Origin of the sequence: Planktothrix agardhii, assembly GCF_904830935.1 — a bacterium.
Classification (GTDB): Bacteria; Cyanobacteriota; Cyanobacteriia; order Cyanobacteriales; family Microcoleaceae; genus Planktothrix; species Planktothrix agardhii.
Window position 1 is genome coordinate 460,395 of the sequence record NZ_LR882952.1, and the last position, 21,416, is coordinate 481,810.

Annotated in this window: 17 protein-coding genes and 1 pseudogene; 12 read left to right on the forward strand and 6 right to left on the reverse strand. The window is 38.3% G+C overall.

The window, feature by feature from the left end:
* The first annotated feature begins 96 nt into the window (after positions 1-96).
* Together NMG88_RS02105 and NMG88_RS02110 are read left to right on the forward strand one after the other, a co-directional pair.
* Positions 97-309 carry a hypothetical protein gene (locus tag NMG88_RS02105; RefSeq protein WP_026797583.1) on the forward strand — a complete coding sequence of 71 codons (213 nt, stop codon included), beginning with the start codon at positions 97-99 and terminating at the stop codon, positions 307-309.
* Between the two features lie 70 nt (positions 310-379).
* Complete coding sequence (locus tag NMG88_RS02110; RefSeq protein ID WP_254035066.1) at positions 380-1,033, forward strand: peptidase M15; 654 nt, start codon at positions 380-382, stop codon at positions 1,031-1,033.
* Here NMG88_RS02110 and NMG88_RS02115 read toward each other — a convergent pair.
* A complete protein-coding gene (locus NMG88_RS02115; RefSeq protein ID WP_254033546.1) occupies positions 1,023-2,387 on the reverse strand; it encodes a cytochrome P450 in 1,365 nt (454 codons plus the stop codon). The genes NMG88_RS02110 and NMG88_RS02115 overlap by 11 nt on opposite strands.
* Before the next feature lie 245 nt (positions 2,388-2,632).
* On the opposite strand from NMG88_RS02115, the gene NMG88_RS02120 reads away from it, so the two are divergent.
* Positions 2,633-4,825: a phosphoketolase family protein gene (locus NMG88_RS02120; protein WP_254035067.1), complete on the forward strand. Its 2,193-nt coding sequence runs from the start codon at positions 2,633-2,635 to the stop codon at positions 4,823-4,825.
* A gap of 489 nt (positions 4,826-5,314) precedes the next feature.
* The gene (locus tag NMG88_RS02125; RefSeq protein WP_026787023.1) at positions 5,315-6,073 is read left to right on the forward strand and encodes an LmeA family phospholipid-binding protein; all 759 of its coding nucleotides are present in this window, start codon (positions 5,315-5,317) and stop codon (positions 6,071-6,073) included.
* 188 nt (positions 6,074-6,261) lie between these two features.
* Here NMG88_RS02125 and psb35 read toward each other — a convergent pair whose 3' ends face one another.
* The gene (gene psb35, locus NMG88_RS02130) at positions 6,262-6,435 is read right to left on the reverse strand and encodes a photosystem II assembly protein Psb35 (protein WP_162832327.1); all 174 of its coding nucleotides are present in this window, start codon (positions 6,433-6,435) and stop codon (positions 6,262-6,264) included.
* A 151-nt stretch (positions 6,436-6,586) separates the two neighbouring features.
* Between psb35 and NMG88_RS02135 the strand changes: the two genes are divergently transcribed.
* The 3 genes from NMG88_RS02135 to NMG88_RS02145 all read left to right on the forward strand — a co-directional run bounded on the left by NMG88_RS02135 (position 6,587) and on the right by NMG88_RS02145 (position 11,436).
* Entirely contained in the window at positions 6,587-9,439 is a 2,853-nt protein-coding gene (locus NMG88_RS02135) for a glycerol-3-phosphate acyltransferase (protein ID WP_254035068.1), read from the forward strand.
* A 131-nt stretch (positions 9,440-9,570) separates the two neighbouring features.
* The gene (locus NMG88_RS02140) at positions 9,571-10,218 is read left to right on the forward strand and encodes an ApaLI family restriction endonuclease (protein ID WP_071782555.1); all 648 of its coding nucleotides are present in this window, start codon (positions 9,571-9,573) and stop codon (positions 10,216-10,218) included.
* A 24-nt stretch (positions 10,219-10,242) separates the two neighbouring features.
* A complete protein-coding gene (locus NMG88_RS02145; RefSeq protein WP_254034491.1) occupies positions 10,243-11,436 on the forward strand; it encodes a DNA-methyltransferase in 1,194 nt (397 codons plus the stop codon).
* On the opposite strand, the gene NMG88_RS02150 is transcribed toward NMG88_RS02145, so the two are convergent.
* Positions 11,433-11,720 (reverse strand): hypothetical protein, encoded by a 288-nt coding sequence (locus NMG88_RS02150; RefSeq protein ID WP_027249387.1) that lies wholly within the window; start codon positions 11,718-11,720, stop codon positions 11,433-11,435. The two genes, NMG88_RS02145 and NMG88_RS02150, sit on opposite strands and share 4 nt — an antisense overlap.
* 266 nt (positions 11,721-11,986) lie before the next feature.
* On the opposite strand from NMG88_RS02150, the gene NMG88_RS02155 reads away from it, so the two are divergent.
* Both NMG88_RS02155 and NMG88_RS02160 read left to right on the forward strand, forming a co-directional pair.
* On the forward strand, positions 11,987-14,236 hold the full coding sequence (locus tag NMG88_RS02155; RefSeq protein ID WP_254034490.1) for a protein-arginine deiminase domain-containing protein: 2,250 nt from the start codon (positions 11,987-11,989) through the stop codon (positions 14,234-14,236).
* Positions 14,237-14,240: 4 nt separating this feature from the next.
* A complete protein-coding gene (locus tag NMG88_RS02160) occupies positions 14,241-15,608 on the forward strand; it encodes a 2-succinylbenzoate--CoA ligase (protein ID WP_254035069.1) in 1,368 nt (455 codons plus the stop codon).
* Here the strand turns inward: NMG88_RS02160 and NMG88_RS02165 are convergent.
* Both NMG88_RS02165 and menA read right to left on the reverse strand, forming a co-directional pair.
* Entirely contained in the window at positions 15,586-16,002 is a 417-nt protein-coding gene (locus NMG88_RS02165; RefSeq protein WP_173400993.1) for a DoxX family protein, read from the reverse strand. The two genes, NMG88_RS02160 and NMG88_RS02165, sit on opposite strands and share 23 nt — an antisense overlap.
* Positions 16,003-16,067: 65 nt before the next feature.
* The gene (gene menA / locus NMG88_RS02170) at positions 16,068-16,967 is read right to left on the reverse strand and encodes a 2-carboxy-1,4-naphthoquinone phytyltransferase (RefSeq protein WP_042151411.1); all 900 of its coding nucleotides are present in this window, start codon (positions 16,965-16,967) and stop codon (positions 16,068-16,070) included.
* 345 nt (positions 16,968-17,312) lie between these two features.
* Between menA and NMG88_RS02175 the strand changes: the two genes are divergently transcribed.
* Both NMG88_RS02175 and thiL read left to right on the forward strand, forming a co-directional pair.
* Entirely contained in the window at positions 17,313-18,794 is a 1,482-nt protein-coding gene (locus NMG88_RS02175) for an isochorismate synthase (RefSeq protein ID WP_026797591.1), read from the forward strand.
* A gap of 98 nt (positions 18,795-18,892) precedes the next feature.
* Positions 18,893-19,906, forward strand: a complete 1,014-nt coding sequence (thiL, locus tag NMG88_RS02180) for a thiamine-phosphate kinase (RefSeq protein WP_027249381.1) — start codon at positions 18,893-18,895, stop codon at positions 19,904-19,906.
* 26 nt (positions 19,907-19,932) lie between these two features.
* Here thiL and NMG88_RS02185 read toward each other — a convergent pair whose 3' ends face one another.
* Positions 19,933-20,952: a type I glyceraldehyde-3-phosphate dehydrogenase gene (locus NMG88_RS02185; protein WP_042151414.1), complete on the reverse strand. Its 1,020-nt coding sequence runs from the start codon at positions 20,950-20,952 to the stop codon at positions 19,933-19,935.
* Positions 20,953-21,136: 184 nt separating this feature from the next.
* Between NMG88_RS02185 and NMG88_RS02190 the strand changes: the two are divergent.
* Positions 21,137-21,412: pseudogene (locus NMG88_RS02190) on the forward strand (site-2 protease family protein); the annotation flags it as partial.
* Positions 21,413-21,416 lie beyond the last annotated feature (4 nt).

Genomic DNA, 21,416 nt, shown 5'->3' on the forward strand with positions numbered 1-21,416 from the left:
AAATAGCGATCGCCCCATACCAACTCAGAACCAAATCAGTTATACTGGGATTATGTTTTAATTTGTACCCTAAGAGCAATGTAAAATAGGCTAAATATGAGCAATACCTATACGGCAATTATTAAACAAGATGGGAATTGGTGGATTGGCTGGATTGAAGAAATTCCAGGAGTGAATTGTCAAGAATCTTCCCGTGATCAATTATTGGCAAGTCTTAAAACTACGTTGGAAGAGGCATTAGAATTTAATCGCCAAGATGCTATTAATGCTGCTAATGGTAATTACCAAGAAGAAAAAATAGCGGTATGAAGCGTAAAGAATTTATCCGCAAATTTGTAATAATCTGGGCATAAAATCCTTCAAATAAATGATGGATGAAATGAATAATGCTATGAGAAAACCAGAAACTGTTAAAGCGTTAGAAGAACTCGGACGGGTACAACTTTCTAAAAGTTTTTTTATGCGGGAATTTCTATACTCAGAAATTTCTCAAATAGAGGGTATTCCTAATATACCCGATGATCCAGAATTAGCGATCGCAGCCGGAAAAAACCTCTGTGAAAATGTACTAGAACCTCTACAAGATGCCCTCGGAAGAATTAGTATTCGTTCGGCTTATCGGTCTTGTGAAGTGAATGCTAAAGGCGTAGGTCGATATAATTGTGCCTCAAATGAAAGCAATTATGCGGCTCATATTTGGGATAGACGAGATAAAAATGGTTATATGGGAGCAACGGCTTGTATTATTGTCACTTCTTTTATTCCCTATTATGAACGGACTAAAGACTGGACAGCATTAGCTTGGTGGATATATGATCAGATTAAAGGTTATGCTGAGATGCAATTTTTTCCGAAATATGCAGCATTTAATATTAGATGGCATGAAGATCCAAATTATCCAAAATCCATCTATAGTTATGTTGAAAATCCCCATACTAAATCCAGAGGATATTTAACCAATAAAAATATGGATAATTTTACAGGTTCCCATGCAAAATTTTATCAAGATTTCATTCGGGATCTTAAAAAATAATATGAAGTGGAAGTTTCTTTAGTAGTTGCATTTTAATCCCGCCTTTGGGGGCTAAAGTTACCCCTCGACGTACCGCTTTTACCGGTTGTTTTTCCCACAAATTTAACTCATAATTCAACAAAATTGTAGCCAAGACTAACTTCATTTCATATTGAGCTAAAGCCATTCCTATACATAAACGACTTCCTCCTCCAAAGGGAAGAAATTCATAGGGGGAAAACTTACGTTCTAAAAAGCGTTCCGGTTTAAATTGATCTGCTTGCGGATATAAGTCTTCCCGTCGATGGGTTAAATAAATACAGCCGACTACTGGAGTTTTTGGCGGTAATTGATAACCCATTAAATCGACAGATTCTTTATTGGTTCGAGCAAATGTTAACATTGCCACGGGATAAATTCGCAAGGTTTCTTGACAAACTGCTGTTAAATAGGGTAAGCGAAAAATATCCATTCCCTCAGCATTTTCAGGTAAACTTTTTAACTCTTGAATTAGTTTTTTATGGACTTCTGGCTGGCTATGAATCCAATATAAAGCCCAGGACATTGCCGTAGCTGTGGTTTCATGCCCAGCAAATAATAAGGTTAATAATTCATCTCGTAATTCTTGATCCGTCATCGGGTTGCCTTCTTCATCCCTGGCAGCCATCATTAAATGCAGCATATCCTTACGAGATTCATCGAGGTTTTCACGACGTTCTCGAATTTCGGTATATAATAATTCATCAATTTCTTGACGTTGTTTTAAGAAATATCCCCAAGGACTCCAAGAGCCTAAATTTTGTTGTAAAATAGGAAAGAATAAAAAACTAGAACTGAAAGGAGATTTAAAAACGTCTAATATTCCTGATAACAAACGTTTTAACTGACTATATCGTTCTCCTGCATAGACCCCAAAAACCACTTTTAAAATCACATCTAAAGAAATTGCTTGCAGGGTTTCTCGGGCGGTAAAAGACTGTCCTTCGGAGCATTGACCGATGACTTTTTGGGTAATATCTGTGATTAATTCCCCATAATCTCGCATTCTTTCCCCATGAAAAGAGGGCATTAATAATTTCCGTTCTCGTTTATGGCGATCGCCCTCTAACATAAAGATAGAATTATCTCCGGTTAAAGGCTGTAAAATTTTATTAAAAGCACCTGGAGCTTCAAAGATATCATCGGTTAAAATTTTCTGAATGGCTTGGGGATGACTCACGAAAACCCAAGGAGTTTTTGCCCCCAGAATATAATTACTAAAAATATCCCCATATTTTTGGGTATGGGTATCCATATAATTAAGCGGATCAGAAATCCAATATACTTTTTCTTGAAAAGCTGGACGTGGGGATGCGGGAGGAAGTTGTGTATTCATAATCAAAGTTTCAGAGTGATCAAATTAGGTTATCGTTTCTTCTATATTAACTATATACAAAAATTTTGCAACCAGGTTTAAATACTCCCCGGAGACCCCAATAGTAAACTAATTTTCTCTCTATTCATTGACATCAATGATTTTAATTTATTTATCGGTTTCAAAAATAAAATCATTTTTAGGGACAAGCAATTGTAAAATAAATCTTAACTCAAAAAATTAGAATGACCGAGAAGGGATTAAATATGACAACAACAATACCAGAATTTTGTCAAGGAATTCAGTATTTTAAAGACAGTTTCCCCGAATTCGACCGCTATGGGAATAGCCCAATTATTGCTGAAAATACTGTATCAATTTCCGATGCCCATGATACTAAGGCTGCCTATCAAACCTTACTCTATGCCGATGCCCTGCGTTATTTGACCTTACAAGTCACCGCCAGTAAAGCCTCTGGACACCCAGGGGGATTTGCTTCTAGTGTGGAAGCTTATGCGGCCTTGGTGATGCTGGGTCATAAAAATATTATGACAGAAGTGGGACACCATGCCCCAGGATTTTATAGTGCGGTCTTCTTGGATCGCTCCCTGGAGGATATGGGAATTGTCACCGTCCAACAATTGCGCGATCGCTTTCGCGAAAAACATGGACTACTTGGCCACCTTTCTGGCTTTATTCCTGGCTTGCTCAACCCCGCCGGGCCGTTGGGACAGGGACAACATTTTGCCATGGCCGCAGCCCTGTTACACCGGAACGTCCTATTTCCCTTCACTCTCGGCGATGGGGGCATGGGGGAACCGTACCCCATGAGTAGCATGATGCACTTCCATACCGCCTATCCTGAAGTGACTAATTTCTTGCCTGTGTTGGTTTGGAATGGTTACAGTCAAGAGCATCATAGCATGGTTTCTACGAAAACCAATGCAGAAATGATTGCTTACTGGAAAGGAAATGGATTTTCAGAAGTGATTTTAGTCGATGCGAAAGATTTTGATGATCAAAATCAAGCGGGTAATTATGTTGATAGTACCGCCTTTTCTATTAATAAACGAATTGAATTTACCCAAGCAATTTTAGTGGCAATGGATAAAGCTGCAAAATCGGCTTTAGGGGGTAAATTAACCGTGTTTATTATTAAACAATTGAAAGGAGCGGGAGTTCACGCCCTGGGTGCAAAATCCCATAATCTTTATCCAGGGGATACCTTAGATAGTCCCCATATTATTAACGCTTTAAAAGAACGGGCCTTACCTGTGGCGGCTTGGGAATTAGTGCGGACAAATTTAGAGCGTTCTAGTGGTGGCCCAGCAGCCAAAACCGTTGTCACAGAGTTTGATTACCATTTAGCGGATCTGGGAGAATTACCCCTAGAAGAATATGCTGTTGGCGGTGATCCCAAGGTTTCAACAACGGCAATGGGGGCGTTAGTTGTTCATGTTGGGCAAAAAGATCCCCATTTTATTGTTACCAATGCCGATGGAAATGCGGCTTCGGGAATTAACAATATTAACCAGGGATTAAAGATTATTCACCCAACAACGGATAATATTTATTTTCAACAACCCCAAGGGCAAGTTTATGAACCCTTAAGCGAAGATGCTTGTGCCGGGTTAGCGGTGGGATTATCCCTATTAGGAGCCCGAACATTATGGTGTTCTTATGAGTCTTTTGCGATTAACGGTGTGCCAGTTTTGCAAACCGTAGCTCAAGCTATGGCTGAGTTACGACGTCCTACCCCCTCAACGGTGTGTTTATTCACCGCCGGAGCCTTAGAACAGGGTCGCAATGGTTGGACACATCAACGGCCTGAAATTGAGGCTTATTTCGCAGCTATGATGCGAAGTGGGAACGTTTTTCCGGTGTTTCCTCCCGACGCCAATAGCATTCAAGTGTGCTATAATTGGGCTTTAAATACTAAAAATAAGAGCATTATTATCACCGCCAGTAAGTCCCCCTTACCCATCCGCACCACCTTTGAGCAAGCTGATCAAGGGTTAAAAGATGGGGCGGTGGTCTTACAGGAAGTTCCAGGGGATAAAACCGTGGTGTTTGCGGTGATTGGGGATATGACCTTAATTCCGGTGTTTGAAGCGGCGGCATTTTTAGAAACTGAAGGGATTGGAGTGCGAATTGTTTCTATTATTAACCCTCGGCGTTTATATCGTTCTCACGATGTTTTATCCGAGACTTGTTCCGAACCCGATAACAATTTTGCCAGTGATGAAACCTTTAATCAACTGTTTGCTGGAGATGCGTTAATTGGAGTAACAGGTGGTTCCAGTTTGATGTTAGAACCGATTATGTTACGCAGCAATTCTAAGCGGGATACTTTCGCTTGGAAACGGGGGGAAACCACCGCCAGCGCAGGGGAGTTAATGGCATTTAATGGTATTACTTCTGAGGCGTTGACGAAACGAGCTATTGAGTTAATTCATTAATATTTTCCGAGCTCAATAAACCTATATTATCCTCATTCCCTGGTTCTGCTAGGGAATTTTTTATTGAAGGATAAACTGTTAAGGATTTTAACCTCATAAGTAGGTAATCATATTTCGTTGTTGCAAGGATCTCCCCGATTTCAGAAAGATTGCCACTCTGTTGAAGTTATAGCACTACGCATTACAGTTAAGACACTTATAGCAGGGAACAGGCTGCGTCGTGAGCCGTGAGCCAGTCGAACGGTCGAACGAGAACAGGGAACGCCGGATCTGGGAGGAAAAGATTTCACCGTCTAGCTTTGCTGCATCACTCTTTGTCCTAATAGGTCTGGCGACTGCTATACTTATAAGTCCAGCAAACGAATTCACTCTTCCCTGTTCTGATCCCACCGCACCCCCGCTCCTCCTTATTCTGTTGATAAGCATTACTAATTGTTATAAAACTTTATAAAAAGTTATAATAGGGAAGTCAGCTAACGAGCAATAGGAATGGTACAGGCTTTGTTTGGAAGCACTTCTTTTCAGAATCAAAGTGGCGATCGCCTTGTCAGTAAGGTGGTTGGGGCTGCGATCGCAGCTTTATTCAAACGTTCTGAAAAAATTGAAGCCAACGTTCGGGCGGAACCTGTAGCCAAGCTTTTGCAGGGAAGCGTCGATGGTTTCGATTTTATCGGTAACGGGATGCTGATGTACAATGGCCTCCGCATTGCTGTCATGGAACTCTATGTGCAGGCGGTGTCCATTGATTTCAGCGCGATTTTTACAGGTCAAGTCAAGTTACGACAACCCACTCAAGCTAGTTTGCGGGTGGTATTAACCGAAGAGGACTTGACAGACTCTTTTAACACACCCTTTGTGGTAGAAAAACTCCAGCGCTTGCAATATCAGGGAGAATCCTTAACCTTTACAAAAACCCTGATGACAGTTACTCCTGAGAAAAATCTTAGAATTCAATCGGGAATTTTACTCGGAAATGCAGAAGAACCCGTCCAAGTTGATTTCACCACTCAAGTCGAGGTGGAAGATCGTCGGAAAATCCAATTTATTGACGTTCAATATAGCGGAAACCAGGAGGAAATTAACCTCAGTCAAGCCCTAGTCAACCATGTTAATGATTTATTAGATCTGGACAAATTTGCCTTAGATGGAACCCAATTAAAAGTAGATAGATTGCGAATTCAAAACAATTCCCTCATCTTTTATGGGTCAGCCCAAATCAACCAATTTCCCAAGGGTAAGAAAAACTAAATCCTTGTTAATTTGCCCTTAAATTTGATTGCTGGAGGAGAATTGTTCAAGACCATTGCTTTTAGTTGAAAGTCGGGAAAAGCGAGTATTCTTCCCGACTTTCCTCTTAAAAGCAGATCAATAAGTTCCGAGGATATTGAAAAGCTCTATGTATTTTTTTGTCTTTATGGTTAAATTAATCTTAACCCTTATTTATTCTCATCTTCTTGATTCACTTCAGGAACATAATCCGGTCTTTGTTTATCTTCCCAACCTGGGGGACGCTTGGAGTTATACCAAGCAATTGATCCAATACCCACCGCCGCTACAAATCCGACAATCAGCACTGCAATCGGAATCCATAGAGTATTACTACTTGCCATAATGTTGATTTTTCCTTAATTATAATGATACCTTGACTATTATCTCATTTTTGGTTAATTAAATGTTAAAGATTCTATTGATGACATCCTACCCCAATTAACCCTAGGATCTGATGCTGAAGGTCTTACTGATTACCGGAGAATATTTCTGATGTCTTTTTGGGTGATTGTATTACTATTAGCAGGTAGCTTTAGTTTGGGGACATTACCCCTAACGGGTTGGGTTGTCCGACTCCTATCTGGCAAAAAATTATCAGAATTAGGCACAGGAAATATTAGCGTTTCCGCCGCTTTTTATCAAGGAGGAAAACAAGCGGGAATTATTGCTGTTATCCTAGAAATAGCACGAGGAATTATTCCAGTTATTACTGCTAAGATTTTATTCCCAAATGCTCCAGTTTGGCAACTGGTGAGTTTAATTTTATTAGTCGCAGGACGATATTTTGTTGCTAAAGGAGGCGGAGTTACCAATGCAACCTGGGGAATATTAGTTTATTCTCCAATTATTGCGATTAGTAGCGGAATCACCGGATTATTCATCTGGAGATTCAGTTATTTATTATTGCCAATTTCTAAATATTCCTCCCGACTTTGGGCTTCCCGTTTAGGGTGTTTAAGTGGGCCATTTTGGGTCTGGTTTTGGCATCAAACCCCTGAATCTCCTCCTTTGTCTCCTGGGGAATTGGTGGCAGTTATGGGGTTATCTATTGAATTAGTGATGATTAATTTAGCTCAAAAAGATGATTTAGGATTGTATATGAAACAACAGTTTTTTGCTTTAGAAAATAAACTAAATATTAAACAATATGGCGAAAAAGCCACCCGATTAAGTGAATTAAAACGGGCAGGATTTAAAGTTACTTTAGGATGGATTTTGCCAGCAATTAACCGTTTAGAAGATGTAAATATTTCTTGTAAAAAAGAAATTGATCCGATTAATTTTCCCTTAATTGTCCGTTCATCTGCGGTGGGAGAAGATAGTAACTATGCTTCAGCCGCGGGACAATATCAAACCATTGGCCCTGTTTATTCCGCTTCAGAATTACACGAGGCAATTATTCAATGTCGTCAATCCTATTGGACTCCAGAAGCCATTTCCTATCGTCAAAATCAACAACTTCCTGATATGGGAATAGCCGTATTAATTCAACCCTATTTAGCCAGTGAAGTCGCCGGGGTAATATTTACTCGTAACCCCTTAGATGGCGGTTCACAAATTATTATTGAAGCCTTACCAGGAGGGGCAGAATCCGTTGTTGGCGGGCAATTTACTCCGATTCATTTAGAAATAGAAATTAATACCTCTATTGATGATTTAGAACTACCTGATATTTTACCAAAAACAATTATTTTGGAATTAGTCAAACTCGCCCAAGAAATAGAAACCTTTTATCATGGTTTACCCCAAGATATTGAGTGGTGTTGGGATGGGGTAAAAGTCTGGATTTTGCAAACTCGTCCCATTACCAATTTACACCCCATTTGGACGCGAACCATTGCCGCAGAAGTGATTCCTGGGGTAATTCCCCCCCTAACTTGGTCAATTAATCGCCCCTTAACCTGCGGGGTTTGGGGAGAAATATTTACCTTAGTTTTAGGGAAAAAAGTAGCAAAATTAGACTTTAATCAAACCGCTACATTATTCGGTTCTCACGCCTATTTTAACGCTACTTTATTAGGGGAAATCTTTACCTTAATGGGACTACCAGAACATGGGTTAGAGTTTTTAGTCCGAGGACAAAAAATGGGAAAACCTCCAATTGGTAAACTCTTACCTTCCTTAGCAGGTTTATGGCGATTAATTCAACGAGAACGACATTTAGATCAGGATTTTCAAGAGGATTTAGAACAGCTATTTTTACCAATATTGCAACAATTAGAGGCGGAATTGTCCCTAGAATCCCTAACTTTAACCCAACTTTTAGAACGGTGTGAAACCATTCAAACTATATTAAAATCAGCCACTTTTTATAATATAATAGCCCCGATTGGGTTAGCAATTCGACGAACATTATTTAAAGTATCTGATAGCTGGATACCAACCCAAACCGCCCCAGAAATTGCCTCAATAGAAGCATTACAAACGATTGCCAATAACATCAGAGAAACCTTCAAAGAACCCGAACAAATAACCCATGAATCCTTTAATCAAATTTTAGCTAAAAATCAACAATTTGAAACTTGGTTACAAACCTACGGCTATTTAAGTGAAGTCGGAACCGATATTTCTGTTCCTAATTGGTTAGAACAACCAGAGATATTAAAAGAAATGCTCTTTAAAATCGTTAAAAATCCTAACTACCGCATAGAAAATTTAACGGTTTCCAACTTAACCCGATGGGAAAGATGGCGGCAAAAACAATGTTATCAACGCACCCTAACAAAAAGCCAAATTGCTGAAATTTACGGTAAACTTTTAGCTCATTTACGATGGACAATATTAGCCATAGAATCCCAAGCAATAACCCAGGGAGTATTAGAAAATGCTGGAGATATTTTCTATTTAGAATGGGATGAAATTGAAGATTGGATAAAATCAGATATTGCCACGGATTTTGTCTCTAAAATTAGTCAACGGAGGCAAATTTTCATAGAAGATAGCGATCGCACTGTTCCGGCTATTATCTATGGTAACATATTACCAAAACCTCGATCAAAAACCATACAAAATCCGGCTTTTTTACAAGGTATTCCTGCTAGTATTGGCTGTGTAGAAGGAACCGTTAAAATCTGCCGTAGTTTAACCAATATTATTGATCAAACTGAGAATATGATTCTCGTAGTTCCCTATACCGATGCGGGATGGTCGCCAATTCTCTTAACAGCAAAAGCGATTATTTCTGAAGTCGGTGGACAACTTTCTCACGGCGCAATTATCGCCAGGGAATATGGCATCCCGGCGGTGATGAATATTCAAGGCGCTACTACCTATTTAAAAGACGGTCAACGGGTGCGAGTTGATGGTTATCAAGGGACTGTTGAAATTTTGGAGAGTAGGGAATAGGGAATAATGAATCGAGAATCTAGTATTAAATATATTGACATGATGAACAACTTAAAGCTATAATCAAACTATTCCATCATAATGTTAATTAAATATAACTTATACTTGTCTATAAAAATATTATTTAATTTATGGCATCTATCACGAATTCAAGTTTGGAAGAAAAAATCCATAATTTAGCACAAAAATCTTCCGAAGCTCTACTAAAACAAATCAACTTTCGTTTAGAAGAAATGAAAGTTGATGACACCTCTCATTTTCTAATCTATAGAGTTTTGGGCATCACTGAGCAAGAAGGAAGATTAATAGATATTTATCAAAACAAAGGTCGTTTTTTATATAAATATGCAGGTTCATTTTTAGAGAAGGCTACTCAATTATCTTTCCTAGAAAAATACCCTGATTCAAAATCAGTCAAAATTACTAATACTCTGGGTTCAAGACCGAAAACATTTGAAATTGATTGTTTAGAAGGAAATAATGCCATTGAAATTAAATGGAGAGATGCAACAACAGATGGAGATCATATTACAAAAGAACATACTAGAATCAAAGCTATATCAACCGCAGGTTATAAACCTATTCGTATTATGTTTTATTACCCCAATAGGCAACAAGCTATCAGAATTCAACAAACTTTAGAGACACTTTATAAGGGTATTGGCGGTGAATATTACTATGGAGAGAGTGCATGGAACTATGTAACTGAAAGAACAGGCATAGATTTAAAAGCAATTTTACAAAGAATTGCGGATCAAAATACGGCTTCTGATGAATAATAATTGATTAATCCATTAAAAATTATGAGCAATACTTACAATATTATTCAAGGAGACTGTCTTGATATTGTCCAAGGAATGCAGCAAAATTCCGTTAATCTGATTTATTTAGATCCTCCTTTTTTTACTCAAAAACAGCATTCTTTGAAAACAAGAGATAGACAATCTGAATTTAGCTATGATGATTTATGGGAAAGTCATCAAGACTATGCAAAATTTATTCATGATAGGTTAGCTGTTCTACATCAGGTTTTAAAGGAAGATGGGTCAATTTTTGTACATTGTGATACCCATGCTAATTATATTATTAGATCAATTTTAGATCATATTTTTGGTCAAGAAAATTTTAGATCAGAAATTATTTGGAGTTACAAACGATGGTCAAATTCTAAAAAGGGATTATTACCCGCCCATCAAACTATCTTCTTTTATTCTAAGACAAATCAATTTATTTTTAATCCAATTTATTGTGATTATTCAGAGTCTACGAATATTGATCAAATCTTACAGAAACGTACCAGAGATGAGCATGGTAAAGCCGTTTATGCTAGGGATGATCATGGGGAAATCATTCCTGCTGATCCCAAAAAGGGAGTGCCATTAAGTGATGTTTGGGAGATTCCCTATTTAAACCCTAAAGCTAAAGAGCGTGTGGGTTATCCCAGTCAAAAACCAATTTTACTCCTAGAACAAATTATTGAATTAGCCTCTAATCCGGGGGATATTATATTAGACCCTTTTTGTGGAAGTGGGACAACAATTATTGCAGCTAAATTATTAAATCGTTCAGCCTGGGGAATTGATATTTCCCCCGATGCTGTTCAAATCTGTAAAGATAGATTAAAAACTCCAATTAAATCCGAATCTTTGCTCCTTCAAAAAGGTCGAAAAGCCTATCTTAATGCCAATGAAGATGCACTCAATATTATTGCTAGTTTAGATGTTATTCCAGTTCAAAGAAATCAAGGAATAGATGCTATTTTAAAACAGAATTATCAAGGAAAGCCCGTTCCTATTCGGGTACAGCGTCGGGGAGAAAGTTTACACAAAGCACTCGCTTTACTGCATAAAGCATCTCAAATTAAAGGGGCTGTAAAATCTATTTTAGTCAAAACATCTGATGATCTTTTTGAGCTTGAAATGACAGATATTCCCGACCATATCATGATTATAGAAGCTCCGGCTTATGCTGTTCAAAAAGGGTTTTACTTAAATTAAATTGTCGCTTCAGTTATCCCCAAAAATTGTTGTGTTTGTTCAGTTATACCAAATAAGCGATCGGCATGACAAAAGATTTCCCAAGAGCGAATTCCCATAAAACCAATCCCGACAACCGCTAAGGGTATGGCAGCGGCACCTAAAAGCGTGGCAATGGGGGGAAATATCATACAAACTGTTAACAGAATGGCGGTGATTACACCCCCCACTATAGCCGCTTTTGCCGTGGCGGTGGCGACGTTTTTAACTAACTCTGATTTGGTAATTTTGCCTTCAACGTACAATAAAGAGTTTTCTAAAATAGAAAATACTAACTCAATCAGGACTTACGCAAATTTGGGGATGTAACCCTAGATGTAGGGGTAATTCATGAATTACCCCTACTATTGATAGCGGTGATGCGTCAGTCCTGAGAATATCAGGAGGGCGAGAAGACCTCGCTCCTACCATTAATAATTTTAAAATTTGCCTCTTTAAAAAGGATTGAGGGATATCTGATCAACAGTTAGCCAATTTCAGGTACAATTAATCAGGATATCTGAGGTTAAGTATGAATTGGATGCGCTACATTGCTGTTGCTTTAATTAATGCTTTGGGTGTAGTTGTTGGAATTATCCTAGTTCCCGCCCCGTCAACTTTAGCCCAATCTTCACCAACGGATCTCAATTTGGAGTATCGGATTAATGACTCCGGGGTGCAATTTCAAGGATTTGAAGCAGGCAATAATGGCAATTTTAACACAGAAACCACAGAAGTTACACCCAAATCCTTAGAGGAATTATATCAATTACAGGATTTGATCAAAGCTGAATTGAAGAAAGTTTCTAGTCCTCCTGATATTAATAGTAATTTAGAAGTTTGGCAATATCAACTACAACTGAAACAATATGAAACTTTAGTTAAAGCTAATCGCCAAGTTGAAGCTCAAATTAAATTTGAAGAAAAAACCCTGGAAACTTGGAATCAGGTGATTAAAATAGCCACTAAAGCAGCAAATTTTGGCAAACAATCTGAAACTAATACAATAGAAGATTGGGAAACCGCACAACAATTATGGATTCAAGCGATTGATACCCTACGGAAAATTCCTAAAGAGTCTTTTCTGAGTTCTAAAGCTATTGATAAAACCGTAGAATATCAAGGTTATTTAGCGATCGCCACCTATCAACGCGCCTTAATCCAACAATCCCAACAACAACAACCAGAAAAACCTCAAACAATTTCCCCCGTTTCCGTTGCTAATCCTCAATTTCCGGGTTTTAAACTTTATGGAGATACCAACCGAGATGGTATTGTGAATGAACAAGATCAACAACGCCCGGAACAATGGTCTTTATCCCTAGGGCCGTTAATATTATTTAATAATGATGATGATGATGTTAATGGATTACCCGATTGGCGAGATAAAATAGTTAATGGGGCTGAAGATGAAAAGGATTTGGCTTTAGTTCATTTTAAAGTTAATCCAGAGTACAAAGGTTCGGAATTATTTCTCACCGTTGACGAAGCAGCACAACCCTATATTAATATTTTCCAGCAAACTTCAACCGGGTGGAAAGCTATTGATTTGTCGGGCGCAACGCCTTTAGAATTTGGTTCAGATATTGTTTTAGGAGTAGAAGCAAAACAATTTGCTAATAGCAATTGGTCGGGTTTAGTTAATTTAAAAGCCATCGCTCGGAAACAAGGAATTGTGACGGCAACGGATACAATTTCTATGGGAGTTGCTCCTTGGATTATGTCTGATAATACTGAATCTGTTTCTGAGGTTCATATTAGCGATCGCGGTGATAATCAAACTATCATTAAAGATGTAAAAACCATTGTTGAAAAAACTGGAGCAAAGGTTAAAGTCACACCTGGAGAGACTTTGTGGATGCAGGGAACTCAAGAAATCGGCTATGTTCAGTTTCCTAAACCTGAAGGATTAGAGCAATATCCGGTGGTTTTAAAAGGCAATCGGAGTGAGGAGAGTGATGATTATGCTAAATCTTTAATGAATCAAAATTTTGGCTGGTTTGAAGTGGGTAAACCTCGTCAATTAGATGCTTTTAATCAATGGGCAGATTGGTATAATAATTTAGCCGTAACTCCCGCTTTACCTGATTATCCTTTGGGAAGAATTTATTATGGCACAGCCGATAATGTTAGTTTAAATCCCGAAGTTGTTGAGTTTTTAAAAGCCCAAAAAGTTCAAGGTGATCCCGTTGCTATTGATACTTCTTGGTTAATGTTGCGTCATGTTGATGAAATTATTAATTTTATTCCTAGTGCTTCTGGTGAACCTTTAATGTTAATTGCTAGTCCAGAAGAAGGAGTTAAACTATTAAAAGAACTGGAAAAACAAGGCTATGAAGGAGCGGCAATTAATCGCGGATTAAGCACACAAACTACTGTGCGAGCCACTTTGAATAATCAATTATTAATCCAACATAATCTGAATTTACAAAAACAGAAAATCGAACCCTTAATTAATCAACTCAAAACAGAATTTAATCTCAGAAATGATCAAATTATTAGAGTTCCGGCTTTATTTAGTTATAGTGGGTATGCTTGGTGGCCCAATTTAATCAATTCGGTTTATGTGAATGGGGAATTGTTAGTTTCTAACCCTAAAGGAGCATTAATTGATGGACGAGACTATACCCAGGAAGACTTTAAACGTCGGGTTGCGGTTGCTGGAATTAATATTAATTTCTTAGATGATGAATATTATCAAGAATTACAGGGAAATATTTACAGTGCTACTAACACGACTCATGTAGGAAATGAGCAACCATTCTGGCAAGATATACCCTAGAATTATGAATATAATTGATAAAATTCAAAATAGATTAGTTTTAAACAATCAAGACTCTTTAATTGATCGTTATAAAACTCATTTACAAACTATCAATCAATGGATTAAACTTAATAAAAATTATCCTAAAATTCTAATATCAGAATCCGACCCTATTTTATTTTTATCGGCTTTTATGACTGCGATAACGGCAAAATGTCCGATTTTTTTATGTAACCCTCAATGGGGACAACAGGAATGGACACAGGTTTATCAAATAGTTAAACCCAATTTATTAATATCTCAAGGTAAGATCTTAGACTATCAAAACCCCTTAAATTCTAATCATGAAAACCTCAAAAGTTTGACTATGATTCCCACGGGAGGAACATCGGGAAATATCAAGTTTACTGTTCATCATTGGGATAGTTTAATAGCTTCAGTTCAAGGAGTCAAACAATATTTTAATGTATCAGCTATTAATTCTTTTTGTACATTACCTCTTTATCATGTTAGTGGATTAATGCAGTGGATGCGATCGCTTTTAACCGATGGACAATTGATTATCACATCCTTTAAGACTGTAGAAGCAGAAGAATGGATTAATTTTAATCCCACTGACTATTTTATCTCCTTAGTTCCGACTCAATTACATCGTCTATTACAATCTCCATCCCTAACCCATTGGTTATCTCAATTTCAGATCGTATTATTGGGAGGAGCGCCACCTTGGTTAGAATTATTAGAACAGAGTCGTTTACATCAAATTCCCCTAGCTTTAACCTACGGAATGACAGAAACCGCCTCCCAAATTGTGACTTTAAAACCCTCGGATTTCTTACGGGGTAATAATAGCTGTGGACAGGTTTTACCCCATGCTGAAATTAAAATATATGATAAAAATGGAAAGGAATTAAAAACTAATCAAACAGGAATAATTAAGATTAAAGCTGATTCTTTAATGTTAGGATATTATCAAGATAATTTTAATCCAAACTTACGAATTAATACCTTTACACCCGATGATTTAGGCTATTGGGATGAACAGGGATATTTAACCTTGGTAGGGAGACAAACTAATAAAATTATTACCGGGGGAGAAAATGTATTTCCCACCGAAGTAGAAGCAGTAATTCGTGCTACGGGTTTGGTTAAAGATATTTGTGTGATTGCAAAACCCGATCAATATTGGGGTGAAATTGTTGTTGCGGTGTATGTTCCTGATTCTAAAGAGGTTTCACAAGCTCAATTAGAACAAGCAATTTTAGGAAAATTATCTAAATTTAAACACCCAAAATTATGGATTTCTGTAGAACAATTACCTCGCAATTCTCAAGGAAAAATCAATCAACAACAGATTCAAAAATGGGTTATGGATTATCAGGATCAGTAAAATCAGTACTACTCATGGTAATATGTTCATCAACACTCACTGGCCCAGCCCCAAAATAGGTAATCATCAGTAACCCGCCCATGATAGATAAATTCTTGAGAAAATCAATTTTTTCTGAGGGAACTTCCCAAAAATTATGAAAAATCACCGTGGCGGGAATTAAAAATACAATCAGAAGCCAAGCCCCCCAACGAGTTTTATAACCTAATACTAAAGATAATCCACCTAAAATTTCAACAGCAATTGTTCCAACCAATAATACCCCAGCCAAAGGTAATCCTCGTCCCGTCATCATAGTTTGAGTATCGGCAAAATTGAAGATTTTATTAATAGCTGCGTGTATAAAAATTGTTGCTAAAAATGTTCTACCGATTAAGGGAATAAACTGAATCATTATTTAACCTCTAGTTGCTTTGTTTTCTTCTGGGTGGAATTAACCCACCCTAATAATAGATTCAATTAACCTAAAATCAAACCAATTCCTAAGAATAAGCCACTCCAAAACTGTAGAGCAATAGCGATAAACTTGCAATTGCTGACTAAGTTAGGTTGATTATGGTATTGACTGACATGGCGACAAAGTTTAATCCCAGAGGGAATTGCAACAAAACTAAGTAGAGTCCAAATCGGGAATATTCCCCATAGGACAAATCCACCCGTCAGAATAAAAATACTACCACAAAACCAAGGTAAAAGTTTTGCTCCCCGTTCGGTTCCTAAACGAACAATCGGCGACTTTTTCCCCGCATTAATATCATCTTCAACTTGATGAAAATGGGAACAAAAGAGAACTAAAGTAATCGGAATTGCCACAATAATTGAGGTGGCTAAACAGACCCAAGACCAGTTTTGAGTTTGGCTATAATAGGCGGCGGAAACTCCCAAGGGCCCAAAGGCAAAGAAACATAAAAATTCCCCTAAACCTTGATAACCCAAACGAAATGGCGGCCCCTGATATAAATAACCTAAGCCACAGCAAAGCAGAATTAAGCCTAGAACCGTTAAATCCTGTTGCCACCAACAAATCCCTAATAAACCTAAAATTGCTAAGGCTAAACAGCTATTTCCCATGGCTATAACTAATGATTTATTTTCGGTCAAATTGACTAAAGAATGATGTTTATTTTTGTCAATTCCCGTTTCTGAGTCAAAGACATCATTGAGAATATTTTCCCAAGCTAAAATTAAAATAGCTGCCGTAATAAAAGTGGTAAAAATTTTCCAATTAATCGTAGAAGTTTCAAAAACAGCAACAGCAGTTCCCACCCAAATTGGCATAATTGCCACACTATACATCGGGGGTTTAATCGCTGCTAACCATAATTTATTTTTTGAGGCTGCAATTAATTCTGTGGTCATAGAAACAGGATTTTAAACTTTGACTGGCTTATTGTCCCATAAGACTATCTGATCATGCTAGAGGACTTGAAAAAGGTTGAATCTGATACTGACAGGACTAATACCCGCAAGGAGGGTAGAGGAAAGGTGATGTGGGTGTCCGGTGTCTGTCACAGTTGGGAAGTAGGGGAAGGAGGGAAGAATTATGAACTTTTTTTACAGACTGAGGGCAATATTTTTACAGGGTAGATTATGAATAAGGGGTAAATGACTCTGAAAGTCGTTAACATAGATTAAAATAACATGAGTTAACGATTTTTCGGTGACAGTTTTCCCTGTTTTAACCTTTTTTTGTTCATTTTTTATATGCCAGTTTTTCCTTCTGCAACCCCGTTATTGCAAGATCGCCAAGAACTGCATCGTTTTTTGTTAGAGTTTCAAAATTATGGATTACAGGACTATCAGACTAAAATTCTGAGTATTGCCCATGAAATTCAATGGATTGATCCTTTAGCAATTTTACAGCAATTTTATCATCCAAATTTAATTCATTTTTATTTTGAAAAACCTCAATTTGAGGAGTCCTTTGTGGCGGTTGATACGGCTATTAAATTCATAACGGCGGGAAAAAATAGGTTTATTGAAGCGCAAAAATTTATTCAATCTTGTTTAGATAAAACCGTTATTATTGGTTCTAAAAATAGCCATTTACCTAAGCCTTATTTTTGCTGTAGTTTTACTTTTTTTGATCAATATTTTAATCCTAATTTATCCTTAAATTGCGGACAAAATCTTGCGGTTGAACCGGAAAATGTTTATTTCCCGCCCGCTACCATATTTTTACCTAAATGGCAAGTGATTAGAAAAAAAAATCGCTGTATTTTGATTGTTAATATTGTTTTGAAGAAAAACTCTAAAATTGAAAATATTTTGAGTGATGTCTGGTATAAAAGTCAACAAATTAATGGGTTAGAAACCACCTCAATTCCTTCTGTCACCAGTAAAACCCCTAGTTTATTATTAACCCAACAAGTCGAAACTGACCCCAAACCCTATTTACAATTTAAACAGTCTGTCCATTCTGCTTTGGATTTAATTAACTCTAAATCCTTGAAAAAATTAGTTCTTTCTCAACCGATTGATGTGGTGTCTAAAACCCCATTTAATTTAATTCATTCTTTAAATAATTTAAGACTTTTGTATCCTGATTGTTATATTTTTTCCACGGGTAATGGCAAGGGTCAACAGTTTATTGGGGCGAGTCCAGAAAGATTAATTAGTCTGAAAAATAATCAATTAATTACTGATGCCTTGGCGGGTTCAGCCCCTCGCGGAAAAACACCGATAGAAGATATTAATTTAGGTCAAGAATTACTCAATAGTGAAAAAAATCTGCGGGAACATCAAGTGGTAATAGATTTTATTATCGAACGTTTATTAAGTTTGGGTTTAACCCCAGATTTAACGGATTTACCTTGTTTAAGACAACTCACAAATATTCAACACCTTTGGACACCGATTAAATGTCAAGTTTCAACCAATATTCATCTCTTGGAAATATTATCACAATTACATCCAACTCCCGCCGTTGCGGGAACTCCCAGAGATATTGCCCAACAATATATCCATAATTATGAAAGTTTTGATCGCTCTCTTTATGCAGCACCAATTGGTTGGATTGATCATCAAGGAAATGGAGAATTTGTGGTGGGGATTCGTTCGGCTTTATTAGACGGAAATCGTGCTAGACTCTATGCAGGAGCCGGAATTGTTGCGGGTTCAGAACCGGAAAAAGAAGTAGCTGAAATTCAGTTAAAGTTACAGGCTTTATTAAGAGCATTAGTGTAATTACGAATTACGAATTACGAATGGGTAATAAACTGGTAACTGATGACTAATAACTCATAACTGATAACTCATGACTGATGACTGATGACTGATTTACGATGCTAATTAAAGATATTGGAGAACAGGGTTTACTGGAAATTGTTAAGGGTTTTTGTCCCTCGGAAATTGTGGGGGATGATGCGGCAATTTTGGCGGTTTCTGGGGATGAATCCTTAGTAATTACTACGGATATGTTAGTAGATGAAGTTCATTTTAGCGATCGCACTACATCACCTTTTGATGTGGGTTGGCGTGGCGCTGCGGTGAATTTATCCGACCTGGCGGCTATGGGTGCTTTTCCCATCGGAATTACCGTCGCATTAGGAATAACAGATAATAAAACCGTTAGCTGGGTAGAACAACTTTATCAAGGATTAACCACCTGTTTAAATCAGTATCAGACGCCGATTGTGGGTGGCGATATTTGTCGGTCGGCGGTAACTTGTATTTCTATTACTGCTTTTGGAAGGGTTAACCCAAAATTAGCAATTCGGCGTTCCGTTGCCCGTCCTGGCGATAAAATTATAGTTACTGGAGATCATGGGGACTCCAGGGCTGGATTAGAATTACTCCTACATCCCGAATTAGGAGCCGAATTAACAGCTAATCAACGTTTATCCCTAATTCAAGCCCATCAACGGCCCCAACCCCGCTTGGATATTGTCCCGAAATTGCAAAATTTTTTAGCCTCCCATCCCCAGACAACAATTGCGGGAATGGATAGTAGCGATGGACTGGCCGATGCGATTGTCCAAATCTGTCGAGGAAGTCAAGTTGGGGCTAAAATCCAACGTCCTCAAATTCCGATATCTCAAGCCTTAAAAACCTTTGTTTCCCCGCAACAGGCTGTTCATTGGGCCTTGTATGGGGGAGAAGACTTTCAACTGGTATTGTCTGCGGCTGCGGATATAGCTGAAATAGTTGTTGAATACCTAGGAAAAACCGCCACTATTATTGGTGAAATTACTGCTAATCCAGATATTTTATTAATAGATGATGCTGAACCCTCAACCATCGAAAAACTATCCTTGAGTCGAGGATTTCAGCACTTCGCACCGATAACAGGGAGTTAAAACCCTGCCTGGTGTCCCAATTAAATCTAGGCTTTCCAGTTGGAAGCTACCAATTCGGCTAAATCAACCACCCGTTGACTATAACCCCATTCGTTATCATACCAGGCGACTACTTTCACCATGTCGCCACCCATCACCATTGTTAAGCTGGCATCCACAATTGAAGAAGCATCATGTCCTTTATAGTCAGAAGACACCAAAGGCAGATCGCTGTATTCCAGAATCCCTTTCATTGCGCCGTCAGCAGCTTCTTTCAGAGCTAAATTGACTTCTTCAACAAAGGTTGCCTTCTCCACCTGTACCACTAAATCCACAATCGAGACATTAGGGGTAGGAACTCGAAAAGCAATCCCGTTGAGTTTTCCTTTCAGTTCAGGAATCACTAAAGAAACGGCCTTTGCAGCACCCGTAGAAGTAGGAACAATATTCACCGCCGCGGCTCTAGCCCGACGCACATCGCGGTGACTGGAATCTAAAAGACGCTGATCTCCAGTATAGCTGTGGGTTGTGGTCATTGTGCCTTTAACAATGCCGAATTTCTCATGCAGGACTTTGGCAAAAGGAGCTAAACAGTTGGTAGTACAACTGGCGTTACTCAGAATTCGGTGTTGATCATGATTGTAGTCATGGTGATTCACACCCACCACAAAAGTATCCACGCCTTCACCCTTTCCAGGAGCCGTAATCAGGACTTTTTGGGCTCCGGCGGTAATATGCCTAGAAGCACCTTCCTCGGTAATAAATACCCCGGTGGATTCAATAATTAAATCCACACCCCATTCTTTCCAAGGCAAATTTAATGGGTTACGATCAGAAACACATTTAATGGTTTTGCCATTGACTGTAATGGAATTCTCATTGGCTTTGATATCAACGCCTTTGAGTGTGCCGAGCATGGAATCGTATTTGAGCAAATGGGCATTGGTACTGGGATCGGAAGTATCATTGATGCCCACAAACTCTAAATTGCTATTTTGCCGGGTTAACCAGCAGCGTAAAACGTTACGTCCAATCCGTCCAAAACCGTTGATTGCGACCTTAATCACTTACTTTGTTCCTCCTAACAATGGCATCGCCCAAACCAGGCTAAAGTTTGACTAGATAGATGTTTCTATTGACCCCAATCATACCGTAAAGGCTGTCGCAATTTTCCAGACTATTTTTTGGCTGGGGTCGATGATCACAGGCGCGAGACCGCTAGAATAAAATAAACGGAGTCAAAGACATCTCATGCAAGCAGGTTGGCGGATTGGATCGTTATTTGGAATTCCCTTCTTTGTTGATTCTTCTTGGTTTGTGATTGTTTTGCTGTTCACAGTCGCCAATCGCCAGAGTTATGCGGAGTGGGGGCAAACTTTATCTTGGGTTACTGGGTTTGCTATTGCACTCTTATTGTTTGCTTCGGTATTATTACATGAACTGGGCCATAGTTTGGTGGCCCAATCCCAGGGAATTCGAGTCAACTCGATTACTCTGTTTTTGTTTGGGGGAGTGGCTGCTAAGGAATTTA